Annotated in this window: 14 protein-coding genes; all 14 read right to left on the bottom strand. The window is 40.1% G+C overall.

Features of this window, described 5'->3' with window-relative positions:
• Positions 1 to 310: 310 nt before the first annotated feature.
• The 14 genes from adcA to glpK all read right to left on the bottom strand — a co-directional run bounded on the left by adcA (position 311) and on the right by glpK (position 15752).
• Complete coding sequence (gene adcA, locus ADH54_RS08670) at positions 311 to 1813, bottom strand: zinc ABC transporter substrate-binding lipoprotein AdcA (RefSeq protein ID WP_049524797.1); 1503 nt, start codon at positions 1811 to 1813, stop codon at positions 311 to 313.
• A 9-nt stretch (positions 1814 to 1822) separates the two neighbouring features.
• The gene (locus ADH54_RS08665; protein ID WP_000950030.1) at positions 1823 to 2629 is read right to left on the bottom strand and encodes a metal ABC transporter permease; all 807 of its coding nucleotides are present in this window, start codon (positions 2627 to 2629) and stop codon (positions 1823 to 1825) included.
• Positions 2622 to 3326, bottom strand: a complete 705-nt coding sequence (locus ADH54_RS08660) for a metal ABC transporter ATP-binding protein (RefSeq protein ID WP_023941156.1) — start codon at positions 3324 to 3326, stop codon at positions 2622 to 2624. Before ADH54_RS08660 ends, ADH54_RS08665 begins: the two co-directional genes overlap by 8 nt.
• On the bottom strand, positions 3326 to 3766 hold the full coding sequence (gene adcR, locus ADH54_RS08655) for a zinc-dependent transcriptional regulator AdcR (RefSeq protein WP_001249308.1): 441 nt from the start codon (positions 3764 to 3766) through the stop codon (positions 3326 to 3328). Before adcR ends, ADH54_RS08660 begins: the two co-directional genes overlap by 1 nt.
• A 152-nt stretch (positions 3767 to 3918) precedes the next feature.
• The gene (gene dltD / locus ADH54_RS08650; RefSeq protein WP_049524796.1) at positions 3919 to 5187 is read right to left on the bottom strand and encodes a D-alanyl-lipoteichoic acid biosynthesis protein DltD; all 1269 of its coding nucleotides are present in this window, start codon (positions 5185 to 5187) and stop codon (positions 3919 to 3921) included.
• Positions 5180 to 5419: a D-alanine--poly(phosphoribitol) ligase subunit DltC gene (gene dltC, locus ADH54_RS08645; protein WP_000351967.1), complete on the bottom strand. Its 240-nt coding sequence runs from the start codon at positions 5417 to 5419 to the stop codon at positions 5180 to 5182. The genes dltD (ADH54_RS08650) and dltC overlap by 8 nt, the downstream gene beginning before the upstream one ends.
• A 13-nt stretch (positions 5420 to 5432) precedes the next feature.
• Positions 5433 to 6677: a D-alanyl-lipoteichoic acid biosynthesis protein DltB gene (gene dltB / locus ADH54_RS08640; protein WP_049524794.1), complete on the bottom strand. Its 1245-nt coding sequence runs from the start codon at positions 6675 to 6677 to the stop codon at positions 5433 to 5435.
• Positions 6674 to 8224: a D-alanine--poly(phosphoribitol) ligase subunit DltA gene (gene dltA / locus ADH54_RS08635; protein ID WP_000066752.1), complete on the bottom strand. Its 1551-nt coding sequence runs from the start codon at positions 8222 to 8224 to the stop codon at positions 6674 to 6676. Before dltA ends, dltB (ADH54_RS08640) begins: the two co-directional genes overlap by 4 nt.
• A 20-nt stretch (positions 8225 to 8244) precedes the next feature.
• The gene (locus ADH54_RS08630) at positions 8245 to 8376 is read right to left on the bottom strand and encodes a teichoic acid D-Ala incorporation-associated protein DltX (protein WP_000813664.1); all 132 of its coding nucleotides are present in this window, start codon (positions 8374 to 8376) and stop codon (positions 8245 to 8247) included.
• A gap of 449 nt (positions 8377 to 8825) precedes the next feature.
• A complete protein-coding gene (gene dltD, locus ADH54_RS08625) occupies positions 8826 to 9998 on the bottom strand; it encodes a D-alanyl-lipoteichoic acid biosynthesis protein DltD (protein WP_049524793.1) in 1173 nt (390 codons plus the stop codon).
• Positions 9999 to 10045: 47 nt separating this feature from the next.
• On the bottom strand, positions 10046 to 11200 hold the full coding sequence (gene dltB / locus ADH54_RS08620) for a D-alanyl-lipoteichoic acid biosynthesis protein DltB (RefSeq protein ID WP_001105734.1): 1155 nt from the start codon (positions 11198 to 11200) through the stop codon (positions 10046 to 10048).
• Positions 11201 to 11601: 401 nt separating this feature from the next.
• A complete protein-coding gene (locus ADH54_RS08615; protein ID WP_049524792.1) occupies positions 11602 to 12306 on the bottom strand; it encodes an MIP/aquaporin family protein in 705 nt (234 codons plus the stop codon).
• 69 nt (positions 12307 to 12375) lie between these two features.
• Positions 12376 to 14202 (bottom strand): type 1 glycerol-3-phosphate oxidase, encoded by a 1827-nt coding sequence (gene glpO, locus ADH54_RS08610; RefSeq protein ID WP_049524791.1) that lies wholly within the window; start codon positions 14200 to 14202, stop codon positions 12376 to 12378.
• A 41-nt stretch (positions 14203 to 14243) separates the two neighbouring features.
• Positions 14244 to 15752, bottom strand: a complete 1509-nt coding sequence (glpK, locus tag ADH54_RS08605) for a glycerol kinase GlpK (RefSeq protein WP_049524790.1) — start codon at positions 15750 to 15752, stop codon at positions 14244 to 14246.
• Between the last annotated feature and the right edge of the window lie 190 nt (positions 15753 to 15942).

Raw genomic sequence — 15942 nt, 5'->3', positions numbered from 1 at the left:
GAATTTCTAATATCACTGTATCGCTTTTTTATTAAAAATCAACTTTTTTGTTAAAATGTTTATACTTAGAGAAAACTGGAAAACTAGGATTATATATTCCTATAGAATATACCAAAACACCCCTTAACTACCGACATAGTTAGGGGCTTTGCTGTTCTAATGAACCTTATATACTAACTACATTCTAGCATATAAGTCCAGATATTTCAAGAGTTTTATTTATTTTTTAAAGTTCTGGAAAGGTCTATAATGAAGTTAGACATCTAGTATCAAAAAACCGACTAGCTCCTATGAACTAATCGGTTTCTCATCAATGCGCCAACATTTCTTGGGCGATTTCTTGGCCAGATAGGTTATCTGGGTAGTAGGTTGGCCAGTTATCCATTTCTTCAAAGAGTGCTTCTTGGCTTGTGCCTCCAAAGAAGATATGGAAATGTTCTGCCTTAACTGGGGCGATATTGTGGTCACTAAACTGAACATACTTGAACTGTCCAGCATCCGCATCTGTGGCTTCAAAAAGGAAGCGCACGCCACGATTACCTTTCTTGTAAGTCAAGATTTTCTTACCCACATACTTGTAAGTGTATTTCTTGCTTTGTCCACCTTGAACAAATTCCATAGTATTATCAGTAATGTTGATTTTAGTGACATCTGTCTGATAGCCTTTTGTATAGTAGGCCTTGTACTCAGCCTGAGTCATCTTACCAGTCAACTTAGCCTTGTAATCAAAGACTTGGTCAAACGTTCCATCTTCAAGGAAAGGATAAACTGATTGCCAGTTACCTGCATAGTCACTCAAGGTGCGGTCCTTGACATCGGCATCCTCAAAGTAACCATTTTGAACTGTCTTGGTATCCTCTGCTTTTTCAGGTTCGATAGCTGGACCTTCTTGGTCTGTTGTTTGTTTTAAAGCTTTGAGGTTTTTCTCCATGATAGAGATGTAATTTTCTCCAGCCTTGGTGTCCTCTTCTGTCAGACTTTCTAAAGGATTGAGGACATCTGTTTTGACACCTGCTTCTTTTGAAAGTGTATTAGCAAGGGCTTGTGAGGCATTTTCTTCAAAGTAGATATAGGCAATTTTATTTTTCTTGACGTACTCTGTCAATTCTGCCAAGCGAGCTGCTGATGGTTCTGCATCTGGAGAGAGACCTGAGATTGCGACTTGTTTGAGTCCATAGTCCAAGGCAAGATAGTTAAAGGCTGCGTGTTGAGTCACAAAGCTCTTTTGTTTGGCTTGAGACAAACCTTCTGCATAAGCCTTATCCAAGGCTTGCAATTTTTCGATATAGGCAGCTGCATTCTTCTCAAAGGTCTCTTTTTTATCAGGATAATCTGCTGACAAGCTGTCACGGATGTGCTCTACTAGTTTAATGGCACGAACTGGTGATAACCAAACATGGGGGTCAAACTCATGGTGATGACCTTCTTCTCCATGGTCATGGTCTCCCTCTTCTTCGCCACCTGGCAAAAGCAACATATCGCCTGTCGCCTTGATGGTTTTCACTTTTTTCTTATCCAAAGTATCTAGCAATTTAGGTACCCATGTTTCCATGTTTTCATTTTCATAAACGAAGGTATCTGCGTCTTGGATTTTAGCAACCGCCTTGGCAGACGGTTCGTATTCATGAGGTTCTGTCCCAGCACCGATTAGGAGTTCTACATTAGCCGTATCTCCTGCGACTTGCTTGGTAAATTCATAGACAGGGTAAAAGGTTGTCACGATATTGAGTTTGCCATCTGCCTGCTTTTGATTGGAACAAGCCACTAAAAACAGGGCACATAGACTGGCTAGCAATAAGCTAATTTTTTTCATCTTAGTCTCCTATTTGATAAAACGTCTTACTAAACTAATTAGCAAGAAAACAGTTACAAAAATAATAGTAATACTTGCACTTGCAGGTGTTTCTGCATAGTAGGAAATGTAAAGTCCTGCTACCATTCCCAAAAATCCAATAGCACTGGCAAGCAGCATAACCGATTTAAAGTTTTTCCCCAGACGCAGGGCAATACTAGCTGGCAAGACCATGATAGTCGATACCAGAAGAGCTCCCGCAGCAGGAATCATAAGGGCAATGGCCACCCCCGTCACCATGTTAAAAAGAATAGACATGGTACGAACTGGCAAACCATCCACAAAGGCCGTATCCTCATCAAAGGTCAGGATATACATCGGACGAAGGAAGAGGAAGGTCAAAATCAAGACAACCGCCGCAATGACAAAGAGGGAAATAACCTGCTCCTCACTGATCGTCACGATTGAACCAAAAAGGTACTGGTCCAAACTCATAGAACTAGAGCTTTTACCCTTGCTCATGACAATCAGAGAAACAGCCAGACCTGTTGACATGAGGATAGCTGTCCCTATTTCCATAAAGCTCTTGTAAACCGTACGGAGATACTCCAGAAAGACCGCCGCAATCAAGACAATGGCAATAGTGGAAATAGTTGGCGAAATCCCCAAAACCAACCCAAAAGCTACACCTGAAAGTGAGACGTGACTAAGAGTATCACTCATCAAACTCTGACGACGCAAGATAAGGAAGGTTCCAAGAACTGGCGAGAAAAGACTCATGGCAATAACGGCCAGAAAGGCACGTTGCATAAAGTCATAAGATAATAAACTAAGCATGGCCTACCTCCTGATCATTCTCATGAACGTTGAAACAACGCCATGGCGAGTCTTGGTTACGGACTAGATGAATATTGCGGTCCGCGTAGTCCTTAACTTCTTCAGGGTCATGAGTAATCATCAAAACAGCCTTGCCATGATGATGGGCGCTGTGGTGCATGAGTTCGTAAAATTCGTTTTTACTTCCTGCATCCATCCCCGTTGTCGGCTCATCTAGGATAAACACATCTGGATCAGAAGCAAACATACGCGCGATTACCGCTCGCTGTTTTTGGCCCCCAGAAAGAGAACCCAAGCGTTTGTCTCTGTGTTCCCACATGCCAACTGAGTCCAGACTAGCCTTGATATGCTCCTCATCATGAGCATTCAAGCGACGGAACCAGCCTTTTCTCGGATAGCGACCCGACTTGACAAATTCATAAACCGTACTTGGAAAACCCGCATTAAAACTGGCAATCTGCTGGGGAAGATAGGCTATTCTCAATTTCTTTCCCTGAGTATTTGTCTTTGAAATGGTCACCCTACCAATGCGTGGTTGAAGAATCCCAAGACTGGCCTTGATTAATGTCGTCTTAGCCGCTCCATTTTCCCCAGTCAAGGTAACAAATTCCCCACTATCAACACTATAATTGATATGTTCAAGAACTGGCTCCTTATCATAATAGAAGGATAAATCCTCTACCGTAATATATCTCATTATTTGATTTCTCCTACTAAAGCAGTCAAAAACCGCTGAATCACTTTTTGTTCATTTGGAGTAAACTGAGTTGCCACTTGCTCATAGGTTAAAAGTGTATGCTCATGGTGATGATGGTGCTCCTCAGCAATTGGACGAGCCAAATCAGTCAACTGATAAAAAATCACACGCGCATCCTTCGGATCTTTAGATGTTTCCAACATCCCTTCCTTGACCAAAGACTTAATGGCCTTGGTAACTGCTGCCTGACTGACATTGAGGCGACGCGCCAATTCTGAATTTGTTAAAGATTCCTCTGACAAGAGCATGAGAATGTGCTCCTGAGTATTGGTCAGGGCCACCTCGCTAGTGCAATGACCTATTAGAATTTCATGCTGATTTTCTGCCTGCAAAATCACCTCATTCAAAAAAGCATCGATATCCTTCGCTAGCTGTCTCATATCTGACTCCTTTCCTTTTGAACTTCTCTTTTTTAAGAGAAAAATACTATTCTTTGACATTTTATTTACCAGTTAATTATATCACAAGCAAAAAAAGAGTCAAGAAAAAACGTAAAAATCGGCTTTATTCTTGAACTCTTCCATACTATTATCTATTGAAATTCCTTGATATCTCCATCATAAGTCGCCCAATCTTTGCTGAAAAAGCGTTCATTCAGATGGTAAGTCGGAGCTGGTGTGGGATTGGATAGGAAAGGATCAACGGCCTTGTCAAAAGCCAACCAACCCAACCAACCAATATGAATTGTATCTTTTACAAAATAAGGTTCAGCACCATTTTTTGAAAAATCTGCTATATTGGTAAAACCTTGGCTTTCTAACTGGTAACGAATCTTTTCAACTGCGTGTTGATACATATCTTGATTTAATCCTGTATAATCCATCCATTTTTTATTAACAGGTTGAATCACAAACAATACATTCACTTTTGAATTCGCAAATTGATTTAAGACTAATTGCAAGTCATTATATTCGGATGATTTTAGAAAATTATAATTTTTCTGATAATCCTTCCACTTTTTTAAATCTTTCTTTACTTGCGTATCATAGAAACGATTTTCCATTCCCATATCATTATTCGTGGTATTTGCTTCAGCATCTTTTACAGCGATTTCTCTCAATTCGTCGTAGGAAAATTTATCTGGTAGGTCTTTTAAATACTTCTCCACGCGATCTCTATATTTTTCTCCATCATTCACTGACAATTGTCCAAATAGAAATGATTGTTTTTGGTTGAATCGTGCCAATGTATCTATGAGTGTCTTATCTATTTCTGAAAGTTGCTCACCCTCGGTTATTTTTTTGACTATGTCTCCCAATACTACATTAGGATACTTTTTCATTAAACGCGAAGCGGCGTAACGACTTGACACATCTCCAGACTGATTTTCCAAAAAAGCGCCCAATTGATCCGTGTTAAAATACCTACGAAAAACTGCAGGTTCATACTCCGTTTCTGTAAACCACTGAGGAGAAATAACAAAAACAGCTTGTTTATTTTCTAGCTCTGGCAATATTTGCTGCATACCAAAGTACTGATTCAAAGAAGCTGCTCCTGCTTGCCCTAAAAAATAGGGTCTATACGAACGATTGTACTTCTCCGATAAAACAGCTGGATGCATACTATCAAATCGAATCCACTCACTAGAACCAAAAAAGGGAATGAATCGTAGACTTGGATCCGAAAGAGCTCTCACTTTCTGAAATCTTTCTCTAAAACTTTGTGTACTAATCGCTGCTGCATATCGTTTTTCTTCTGATAAATTATAACTTTTACTAGTAGGATAAAAGAAAATGAGCAGAAAAACCAACAAACCAGCTATCAAGACCGGTCCGAAGATCATCCATAAGCGTTTAAGCATTTTGTAGCTCCACAATACCAGCTATGATTTTATTAGCTGTATTCCAGTCATCGCGACCAAACTCTGTTACAGGGACACGAATGTCAAAACGGTTCTCAATCTCCACAATCAATTCAACCGTTCCCATACTATCCAAGACACCTGCATCAAAAAGATCTTCATCCATCATGTCAGAAACATCTTCCATAAACAACTCATCAATAATTTCGATAACTTCTGATTTGATATCCATATTTTATTTCCTTTTATTTTTTAAACCATAAATCATTCAAAAATCCAGAAAAGATTAAGAATGACAGCATGACGACATGGAAGGTGACAACCATGCCAAGCAACTGAATCCAGCGATTCTCAGGTAGAGCAGGCTTCCCTGCTTTTTTCCGCTCCTTATTGAGCGTTTTTTTCTTACGAACCCAAGCGTCATTGATGACCAGTCCAATCCCATGAAAGAGTCCATAGGCGATGTAGTACCAGGTCACACCATGCCAAAATCCCATGATTAGCATATTGACAACGTAGGCCACACTTGAGGTTACATTGCGATTTTTAAAGACTTTCTTTCTGGTCAATACCATGACCATCCGCATAAAGACAAAGTCACGGAACCAGAAAGAGAGACTCATATGCCAGCGATTCCAAAATTCCTTTAAATCCCTTGATAAAAAGGGTTTGTTAAAGTTGATGGGACTACGGATTCCCATTAAATTTGAAATGGCTAAGGCAAACATAGAGTAACCTGCAAAATCAAAGAAGAGCTCCAGACCAAAGGTATACATAACTGCCAAGGCATAGAGGTTAAAGAAACCACCTGACTGCAGGGCTAGATTCTTCAGAGGAGGGAGTAAGGTTTCTCCTAAAACATGAGCCAGGATAAACTTATACAAAAAGCCCCACATGATATAGCGAACAGATTCATCCAGCATATCCATCAACTCATCTCGCTCAGGAATGGTCTGATAATTTTCATTAAAACGCTTAAAGCGATCGATTGGACCACTTGAAAAAGTCGGCATGAAGAGAAGGAAACGAAGGAATTCCCAGAGGGTAAAATCCTTAATCACTCCATCTCTCAGCTCGATGATAATCCCAACCGAACGAAAAGTCAGGTAGGAAATACCCAAAAACCCAAGCAAAGACTGCGTTCCATTGATAGCCGGCTGCACCTTGACAAAGATAATCGGAAGGAGGGACAGAAAACTAACTAGGTAGAAGACCCACTTGCCATCCTTACTTTTTCGATAGTGCTTGTAGAAAAGCAAGAGCAATATTTCCCAACAAAGGTAAATACCCAAGGCAGCCAATTGATTTGTCTTTCCACCCACCAACATGGTGACGATAAAGAAGAGACTAACCAACACTTCATACCAGGCAAAGCGTTTCTTGAAAAAGAGGCCGATAAAGATAGGCAAGGTTGCAGCAATCACATAGACAAAATACTGAGGATTGCCGTATGGCTCTAAATGAGGAAGCTGTTTAAAGAACTCCATCATCTCTTGTTCACCTCGTTAATCAATCCTTTGATGTCAATCTTTCCATTTGGAGTCAGTGGCAAACTGTCTCGATAAAGGAATTTAGACGGCATCATGTAGGACATCATGATATCTGTCAAATCTTCCTTGATGGCCTTAGTAATATCGATATCACGCTCAAACTGCTCACGAACACCGTCTTTTAAGATGACATAGGCCAACAAATTTTGTACCTTGTGGTCCTTATTATAGCGCGGTACTGCGACAGCAGACTCGATAAAGCGAGACTTATTGAGGTTTTGAGAGACATCTTCTAACTCAATGCGGTAACCGTTAAACTTAATCTGGAAGTCCATGCGTCCGCCGTAGAGAAGCAAGCCTTCATCTGTCATAGTTCCCACATCGCCTGTATGATAGGCTGGCAGACCTTCAAACTCAAAGAAGGCTTCTGCCGTCTTTTCAGGATTGTTCATATAGCCTTTTGAAACAGCTGGCCCAGAGACAATGATTTCTCCCTGTTCGCCATTGGGCAATTTATTTCCGTCCTCGTCAATGATAAAGGTTGGAGAATCAGCCTTGGTATAGCCGATTGGTAGACGTTTGAGAGTCACTAGCATCTCATCTGTCACAGCAACAGCTGACAAGGCTACTGTCGCTTCTGTTGGACCGTAAGCATTGATAATACGGGCATTTGGGAAACGCTCACGTAGTTTTTGAGCCGTTTTGACCGTCAATTCTTCTCCATCAAAATAGAAATGCGTGATGCCAGGCATTTTCTCACTATTAAAGTCTTCTGATAACATGGCCATATCCGCAAAAGAAGGAGTTGATGTCCAGATAGCGATTGGCAATGAAAAGATGGTCGCAAAGAGTTGCTTAAAGTCCTGAGTAATGGCTGAAGGAAGAGCGAAGAGCGTACCACCTAATGCCAAGGTCGGAGCCCAGTACATGACAGACAGATCAAAAGAATAAGGTGGCTGAGCCAGCATTTGTGGACGACTTGGCGTCGCAAATTCCTTATCCGTAATCATCCAGTTGGTAAAGCTGAGGAGATTATCATGTGAAATCTGCACTCCTTTAGGCTTACCAGTCGTACCAGAAGTAAAGATAATGTAGTAATTATCATCTCCCTTGACTGGATGCGTGATCTCATAGCTTGTCCCTTGAGCAAAGGCTTCTTGAACCTGAGCTAGAGTCATCATCGGTGTAGAAACCTGCTCCAATGGAAATTCTGAAATGGCAATAATCAAACTTGGCTCCGCTACTTCTAAAATAGCCGAAACTCGCTCCAAGGCCGAATGGCTATCAATTGGAATGTAGGCGTGACCTGACTTAGTCAAGGCTACAAAAGTTGCCAACATTTCATACTCTTGACCACCAAAAACAACCACAGGAGACTTCTCTGGCAAATCCAGTTGATCAATGGCTGCAGCCAAACTATCCGAATCAGCCTTCAAATCTCCATAAGTGTGTTCCTGCCCCAAAACATTGTAAACAGGATAGCTAGGCTGTGTCTGAGCAAAATGCTCAATGGTTTCAATCATATCTACTATTGGTTTATTTGACATAATAAGGATTCTCCTTCAAGTTAAAATTCATTATAGATAAAGCTTCCTTGACCCTGACCAAGATAGCTAAAAAAGTAAAGTAGCCCTAGAAAGATAATAAAATACAAGGCTGTCCGACCAAGAAAGAGGTACAATTCTTTTCTCTGTTTCATCAAGAAAAACCATTCATTTCTGTAATTTTCGCTAAAATAAAATCAATTTCTTACTAATTTATTTTCTGCTATTATACCACTTTATAGACTAGTTTTTCAATTGTTTACCCGTCTATTTTCACTACGTTTCAGTAACATTAATTTGTTCCACATGATTCTTTCTAATGATAGCTTGAGTGCTTTTCAGTATAGATTATATGGGGGCTACAACAAAGTAGGCTCCATACTACCTATAGAGGATTTCTCCACTATAAATATTATAGAGCCCTATCTTATGTCTCACTTTATCGGTGCAGTTCCCTTTATCTAGAGATTTTTATAGTATGTAATCCTAAAATTCACTATAGATAAATTCTTGAATGTTCGAAAAATCGGTCACAAAACAATAAATCACGATGCTTAAGATAACCGTATAGAAAAATAACGTCCACAAGATTAAACGGTGTGTGTTAGTTAGCTTGGTTTGCAAATTTGTAAAGTTCTTTTTCAACTTCCATCCATCCTTTCACTCCAACGTGCATCACGTCAAATAAAAAGTAATCATCATACTCTCTGTTTCCATAGTTTAGTACTGTTGCACCATGGCCTTTTGCAACATCTTCTATTTTTTTGTAAGTTTTTTCCCGCATCTCTCTTGAAACACCTGTGTAGTCGTTCCATTTCCCGTTTACTGGGAAAATAATGACTTCAACTTCAATTCCCAATTCCTTGGCAACTGTCAAGAAAAGTTCCATATCTGAATACTCTGGTGACTCCAAGTAGCTCAAATTTTTATTAGAATCTTTCAAAGATACATAGCGATCTTTCAAGTAGGTATTGTAGTAGTTGTTATCAACAGCATAGTCATTGTTGTTTGTTTTCTTTTTGACCTCTTCTACAAACTGATCCGTCAGCTGCCCCCAATCATAGTCTGGGGTTTTATCCCCTAGTGAAGGATAATCTGATTTGGCATGTTTTTGATAAAAAGTCTGTTTGAGTTTAAAGGAATAAATCGCATTATCGAACTCCAATAGTTTTTTATCAACAATCATTCCTTTCTCATCTATGAAATAACTTTTGTATTTTTTGTAGATGTCATTTTGTTGCTTGTTTCCCTTGGTAATATCAATAATCCGATTGATTAATTTTTCTTTCGTTTCCTTACTAATCTTATCATTATCTAGCATGTGGAAAATATGTTCCTGAGAAGCCTTGTTCAAAAAGGCATCTTGATGAGTCCCATCTTTTTCAAACCACTGAACAGACTCTACTATAGCTACTTTTCGCTTACTCATAGATCCCTCAATAGAACCCAAGGTCGTAGCCTGAATGATGTTTTGAGAATAGCTGGTCCCAATCTGCATGATATTAAAATCGTTGTAGTTAAAAATTTTATTGGGATGATAGTCTTCATTTATAGTCGCAACCAACTCCGAAGAACCCAATAAAACCAGTGTATTGGCAGTAATATTGCTTGTCAGAATATCTCTACTTTTATACTTTTCATACGAAGTGCTATAGCGAATACTGTTATCCTTTACTTTATAATAATCATCAATCTTCTTGACGTATGTCACATTTAAAAGGGCAAGCGTCGCAATTACAAGCACTAGCGATAGCAAAAATGCTTTTAGTTTAATCATCTCGTTTTATCCTATCCCTTCGATTCTTCCAACCTCTTTTCAATTTCTTATCTCTTTAAAATCGTCAGTAAGATTTTATAGGGTTCACCTGAAAAGATAAAGAAACCAATCATAACCAGATTCATGGTCACAAACCAACTTAGTAGTTTATACCAATTTTTGTTTTTATTTTTCTTATAAAAAGGGCTTTTCTTTTGATACACTTCAAATCCAGCCATCAAGACACCGTGATAAAAACCATAAACAATGTAGCTAACACTAAGACCATGCCAAAAACCCATGACCAACATATTGACCATATAGGCGTAGATTGCATTGTGTAGTCTATTTTTAAACCATTTTTTCCTGATAACCTGCATCAATACTCTTGAAAACACAAAATCTCTCAACCAAGTCGACAAGGTGATATGCCATCTATTCCAGAAATCCTTGATATCGACACTCAAGAAAGGTTTGTTAAAATTCATCGGTGTCTGAATACCTAGAATATTGCTACTTCCAACGGCCATTAGACTATAGCCTGCAAAGTCGAAGAACAGATACAAGGTATAGAGGTACATATACTTGATTGAGTAAACGACTGTACCAGTATTGCTTAGAGCGAGTAACATCTGGTACACATAAGTTGACAAAACAACCTTGTAAAGTAGACCTAAAACGATACGATACACACCGTCCCCTGCTAACTCTAGATACTCTTTTCGAGGCATGACCTCGTTTATCTCTTTTAAAAATCTCCTACTCCGATCAATCGGACCGGCACTAACTGTAGGGAAAAAAAGTAAAAATTGCAGGTAGTCTTTTATGCTAATCTTTTCTTTAATCAAGCCATCCGATATCTCCAGCATGATCTGAATAGTCTTAAAGGACATGTAAGAAATTCCAATAAAGGCCAACAAATGCAGAGAAGTCAGGGCAAAGACTTTATTGATCACCAAAGGAAAAATAGAAAGGAAAACCAGAGGTTTCAGCCGCTTTGTTTCTATTCTCTGTGCTATGAAAACCAGAAAATATTGATAAATTACAAAGGAGATTAAATAGACAATCATTGCTCTACTCTTGCCATAAATAGCTCCTGCAAATAAGAGGGAGAGCACCAAAATATAGTAGTCCTTACGTTTTTCAAAAAAGTTTACTGCAAAACCAATTAGTAAAACTACAAACAAAAGAAGGAAAAACTCATTCCCCTCGAAATAATTCATACCAGCCAAACTCCTTTTTTCTTTTTCTCATCTCATGATTTATCTTTTTAAGATTAGTTCCTATCATATTACCAAGAATAGTTAACTTTATTCATTATATCATAATTTAAAAACTAAAAATACTTCTGTTATTTTATTTCTTAAAATAAAAAATCCAACTGACTCTTAGTACTGAACCCCAATAATGAGACAAAATTATTCACACCATAAATAAAATTCAAGAACAAAAAATTGATGAAGGAACCGGTAAAGGATTCTGACTTTCTAGCTGAAATAGTAATCAACACCAGTATATAAACTTAAAAAATCAAAACGACCAAAATGAAGTGAGAAAGTACTCCTTATTTTGGTCGTTTTTATAAATTGTGTTTATTGAGGTATGAAAATTTAGTTTTAATATCTTAGAAAAGTGAGAATACAAGCACAGCCAAGGCTGCACCGAGGATAGGTCCCACAACAGGAATCCAAGCGTAAGACCAGTCTCCGTCTCCCTTATTTGAAATTGGCAAGATGCTGTGCATGATGCGAGGTCCAAGGTCACGAGCTGGGTTCAAGGCATAACCTGTTGTCCCACCTAGTGATAGACCGATACCAACAATCAAAGTTCCTACTGCAAAGGTTCCGATACCTGCCTGAAAATCGTAAAGACCCAAAGCAAAGATTGTCAAGACCAATACAAAAGTTCCAAGGATTTCGCTAATCAAGTTTGATATAGTATCCTTAATAGCTGGACCAGTGCTGAAAGTAGCCAAAATATTTCCTGCATTTTCTTCTGCCTCATAATGCGGTTTGAATTGCAACCAAACCAAAATCTGACCCAGCATAGCCCCTGCAAACTGGGCTAATATATAAGGGAATACTGATGCCCAAGGCAAACCACCTTTTAAGGCCACACCAATAGTCACAGCTGGGTTTAAATGAGCTGGACTGAGTTTTCCAGATACAAAGACTGCAACCTCAACTGCAATCCCCCAACCCATAGTAATCACAATCCAACCTGCATTGTTGCTCTTGGTTTTAGGAAGAACCACACCTGCTACAACACCATTTCCTAGAAGAATTAGGATTAAAGTCCCTAGAAATTCTCCAAATAATTCATTCATCATCTTTCTGTCTCCATTAAAAAGAAGGGGCAGGCGACAAGGATTGTTGCCCGCTACCTCTTTTATTTTTTCTTAATTTTTTAATTCTGCTAAATCGTTGTTAGCAAGAGCTGATTCGACATCAGCACGGTAAGCTGCTTTTTCATCTTCTGTCCATCCATAGAATCGTCCCATTTCATCCAAAACTGGCTCAACGATGCTATCCAAACTATCACGCATAAAGAGCATGTGATTGGTACGACGAAGAAGAAAGTCAACTGGGCTAAGAGCCAACTCATTGCGCATTGCATAGTGAAGGGACAAGGTATCTGCCAAGCTGAGTCCTGGCGCTTGTTCCAAGCTGTGAGCAAGAGCAAAGACTTTCGGTGCATTTGAACCGTAAAGATTTGCGAGATAGTGGGCTTCCTTACTATCCAAGCCACGTGACACTCCAAGTTGAGCAAAGGCTTCGATTTCTGAGTCCACATTTGCTGGGTTTAATTCTCCACCTGAAACAGGGTAAGTCTTAGAGTTAATCAGTTTAAAGCTACGGTCAAATTCTGCTTTGAGGATGTCAACCACGCGCTCCATAGCTCCTTCAGCCATCTTACGGTAGTCTGTGATTTTACCACCAGCAAGGGTCAAGAGACCATTATCGTCTCGGTCCAAGCTCGAACCACGTGAAACTGCAGATGGGTCCAAATGTTTCTCAGTGGTACTGCTTTCAAGCTTGCTAACAGCAGCCTCTACATCTTCACGAGTTTTTTCTTTAGAGAGGTAAGACTCAACAGTCGCAATCAAGTTATTGAAGCTTTCATCGCTAATAGTTCCGTTATTTCCGCCATTATAGTCAGAAGCGCTATTGCCTGCGATCAATGGACGAAGACCTGCCCAGCTACTTTCGATATCATCAATGGTGATGTTGGCTTCTGGGAAGCGGTTGTTGACAATACCAAGTAGATAATCTATATCTTCCTGAGTCACCTTTGGATGTTCCAAATCGCCTGTGTAGTCTGTATCAGTTGTACCGAAGTAGGTCTTGTTTTCACGTGGGAGAACAAAGACCATCCGACCGTCACCCAAACCTGTGTCAAAGTAAACTGGCTGTGACACCTTGATCTTGCTTGAATCCACTACCAAGTGAACTCCCTTAGTTGGGCGCATTTGTGAGAATTGTGTTCCCTTATTAGACAAATTGCGTACCTTATCGCTCCAAGGACCTGTTGTGTTGATAACCAGACGAGCCTTGATTTCAAAGACTTGGTCTGTCAACAAATCACGAGCTACGACACCAGTAATCTTGCCGCTTTCGTCAAAGAGGAAGCCTTCTGCCTTAACATGGTTGGCAATGAGGGCACCGTCTTGGTTGGCACGTTTGATATTTTCAATCACAAGACGCGCATCATTGTTACGGAAGTCAAGGTAAACCCCGCCTCCTACCAAGCCTTCTTGCTTCAAGTTTGGCTGGCGTTCTAAAACTTCTTCCTTACTCAAAACCTTGTTAGCAGCTGGTGTGTTGTTAACTCCTGCCAAAAGGTCATACAAGTCCATAGCTACTTTAAGACGGAAGAGGCTAAAGGTCGCTCCATCTTCATCGTAAACTGGCAAGAGCATTGGGTCTGGTTTTGGAATATGTGGTGCAATTTGTTGTACCACTGCACGTTCTGAAACCGTATCTGATACTACTTCTACGTCGAATTGTTTGAGGTAACGAAGACCTCCGTGAACCAATTTTGTTGAACGGCTGGATGTTCCTTCTGCGAAGTCTTGCATTTCAATCAAACCAGTATCTAGTCCACTAGCTGCTGCCTGTAAAGCTACACCAGCCCCTGTGATTCCTCCACCGATAATCAAGAGGTCCAGGGTACGTTCCTGCATTTTTTTAATTGATAATTCACGTGTTTTCTTTGAAAATTCCATATTTACACACTTTCTAACTAAGTCGCTTTATTCTTCCAGTATTAGTCGTCGATTTCCGCAAAGACTTGGGTTGCTTTTACGGCCTTCTTCCAGCCCTTGTAGAGTTGTTCCTTACGAGATTCGTTCATAGATGGCTCAAAGAGTTCTCCTGTCTCGTTCAAGAGTTTCAACTCATCCAAGTCCTTCCAATAGCCTACTGACAAACCAGCTAGGAAGGCTGCACCTAGAGCTGTTGTTTCCAAGTTTTTAGCGCGTGCGATGTCAATTCCTAAGATGTCAGCTTGGAACTGCATGAGGAAGTTGTTCATAGCTGCACCACCGTCTACTTTCAAGACTTGGATAGCTGTCTGAGCATCCACTTGCATGGTGTCGATGATGTCACGCACTTGATAAGCGATAGATTGCAAAGTCGCCTTGATAAAGTCTTCTTTAGTTGTTCCACGAGTCAAGCCAAAGACAGAACCGCGAGCGTTTTGGTTCCAGTATGGAGCACCTAGACCTGTAAAGGCTGGAACGACATAAACTTCATCGTTGTTGTGAGAATCACGAGCGTATTTTTCAGACTCTGGTGAATTTTCGACCATGCGAAGACCGTCACGAAGCCATTGAATGGCACTTCCTGCGATGAAGATTGAACCTTCCAAGGCATAGTAAACCTTGTCATTGATTCCGTAACCAATGGTTGTCAAGAGGTTATTTTCAGACAACTGCATTTCTTCACCAGTATTCATGATGATGAAAGAACCTGTTCCATAAGTATTCTTGACCATACCTGGTTCAAAGGCCAACTGCCCAAAGAGGGCTGCCTGTTGGTCACCAGCCATACCTGAGATTGGCACTTGTCCACCATAGAAATGGAATGGCGCTGTCTTACCGTAGATTTCAGAGTTAGAACGAACCTCAGGCAACATTGCTTTAGGAATATTGAGGATTTCTAAAATCTCATCATCCCATTTGAGTTCTTTAATGTTATAAAGCATGGTACGAGCTGCGTTTGAGTAGTCAGTCACGTGAGCCGCACCGTCAGTCAATTTCCAAACCAACCAAGTATCAATGGTACCAAAGAGCAATTCCCCTTTTTCTGCTCGTTCTTGAGCGCCTTCTACATGGTCCAAAATCCAACGAACCTTAGTAGCAGAGAAGTAAGCATCGATGATCAAACCAGTCTTTTCATGGAATTTTTCCACATAACCTTGGCTTTTTAGTTGTTCAGCCAAAGGTGCTGTCTGGCGTGACTGCCAAACGATTGCGTTGTAGATAGGGAGCCCAGTTTTCTTATCCCAGACGACAGTTGTTTCACGCTGGTTAGTAATCCCGATTGCTTCGATTTGATTTGGCTTGACACCACTTTCGATGAAAGCACCCGCAATAACTGACTGAACAGAGTTCCAAATTTCATTGGCATTGTGCTCAACCCAACCTGCCTGAGGGAAAATCTGGGTAAACTCTTTTTGACTCGAGCTGACCTTTTCTCCTTTTTTGTTGAAAATAATGGCACGAGAACTTGTAGTTCCCTGGTCAATGGCCATAATGTATTTTTCTTGTGACATGTGCTGTCCTCCTGATAAAGATCTTGAGGATGTTTCCTCTTTACAGTAACTAGTATACAAAATAAAGCGCTTTCCTGCTTATCAACTTTTTTTAATTTTTTAAAAAATGTGAGGAGATTGTGTGAATTTCACAAAAAACTCCAAGCAGGCAGAGCCTGCTAACTCATGACAGAAAAAGAAGTTTAGCTTA

It is taken from the genome of Streptococcus pseudopneumoniae, from assembly GCF_001072315.1.
GTDB classification, from domain to species: Bacteria; Bacillota; Bacilli; order Lactobacillales; family Streptococcaceae; genus Streptococcus; species Streptococcus pseudopneumoniae_R.
The sequence above is the reverse complement of the archived record's forward strand: the minus strand, read 5'-3'. Positions and strand labels throughout refer to the sequence as shown.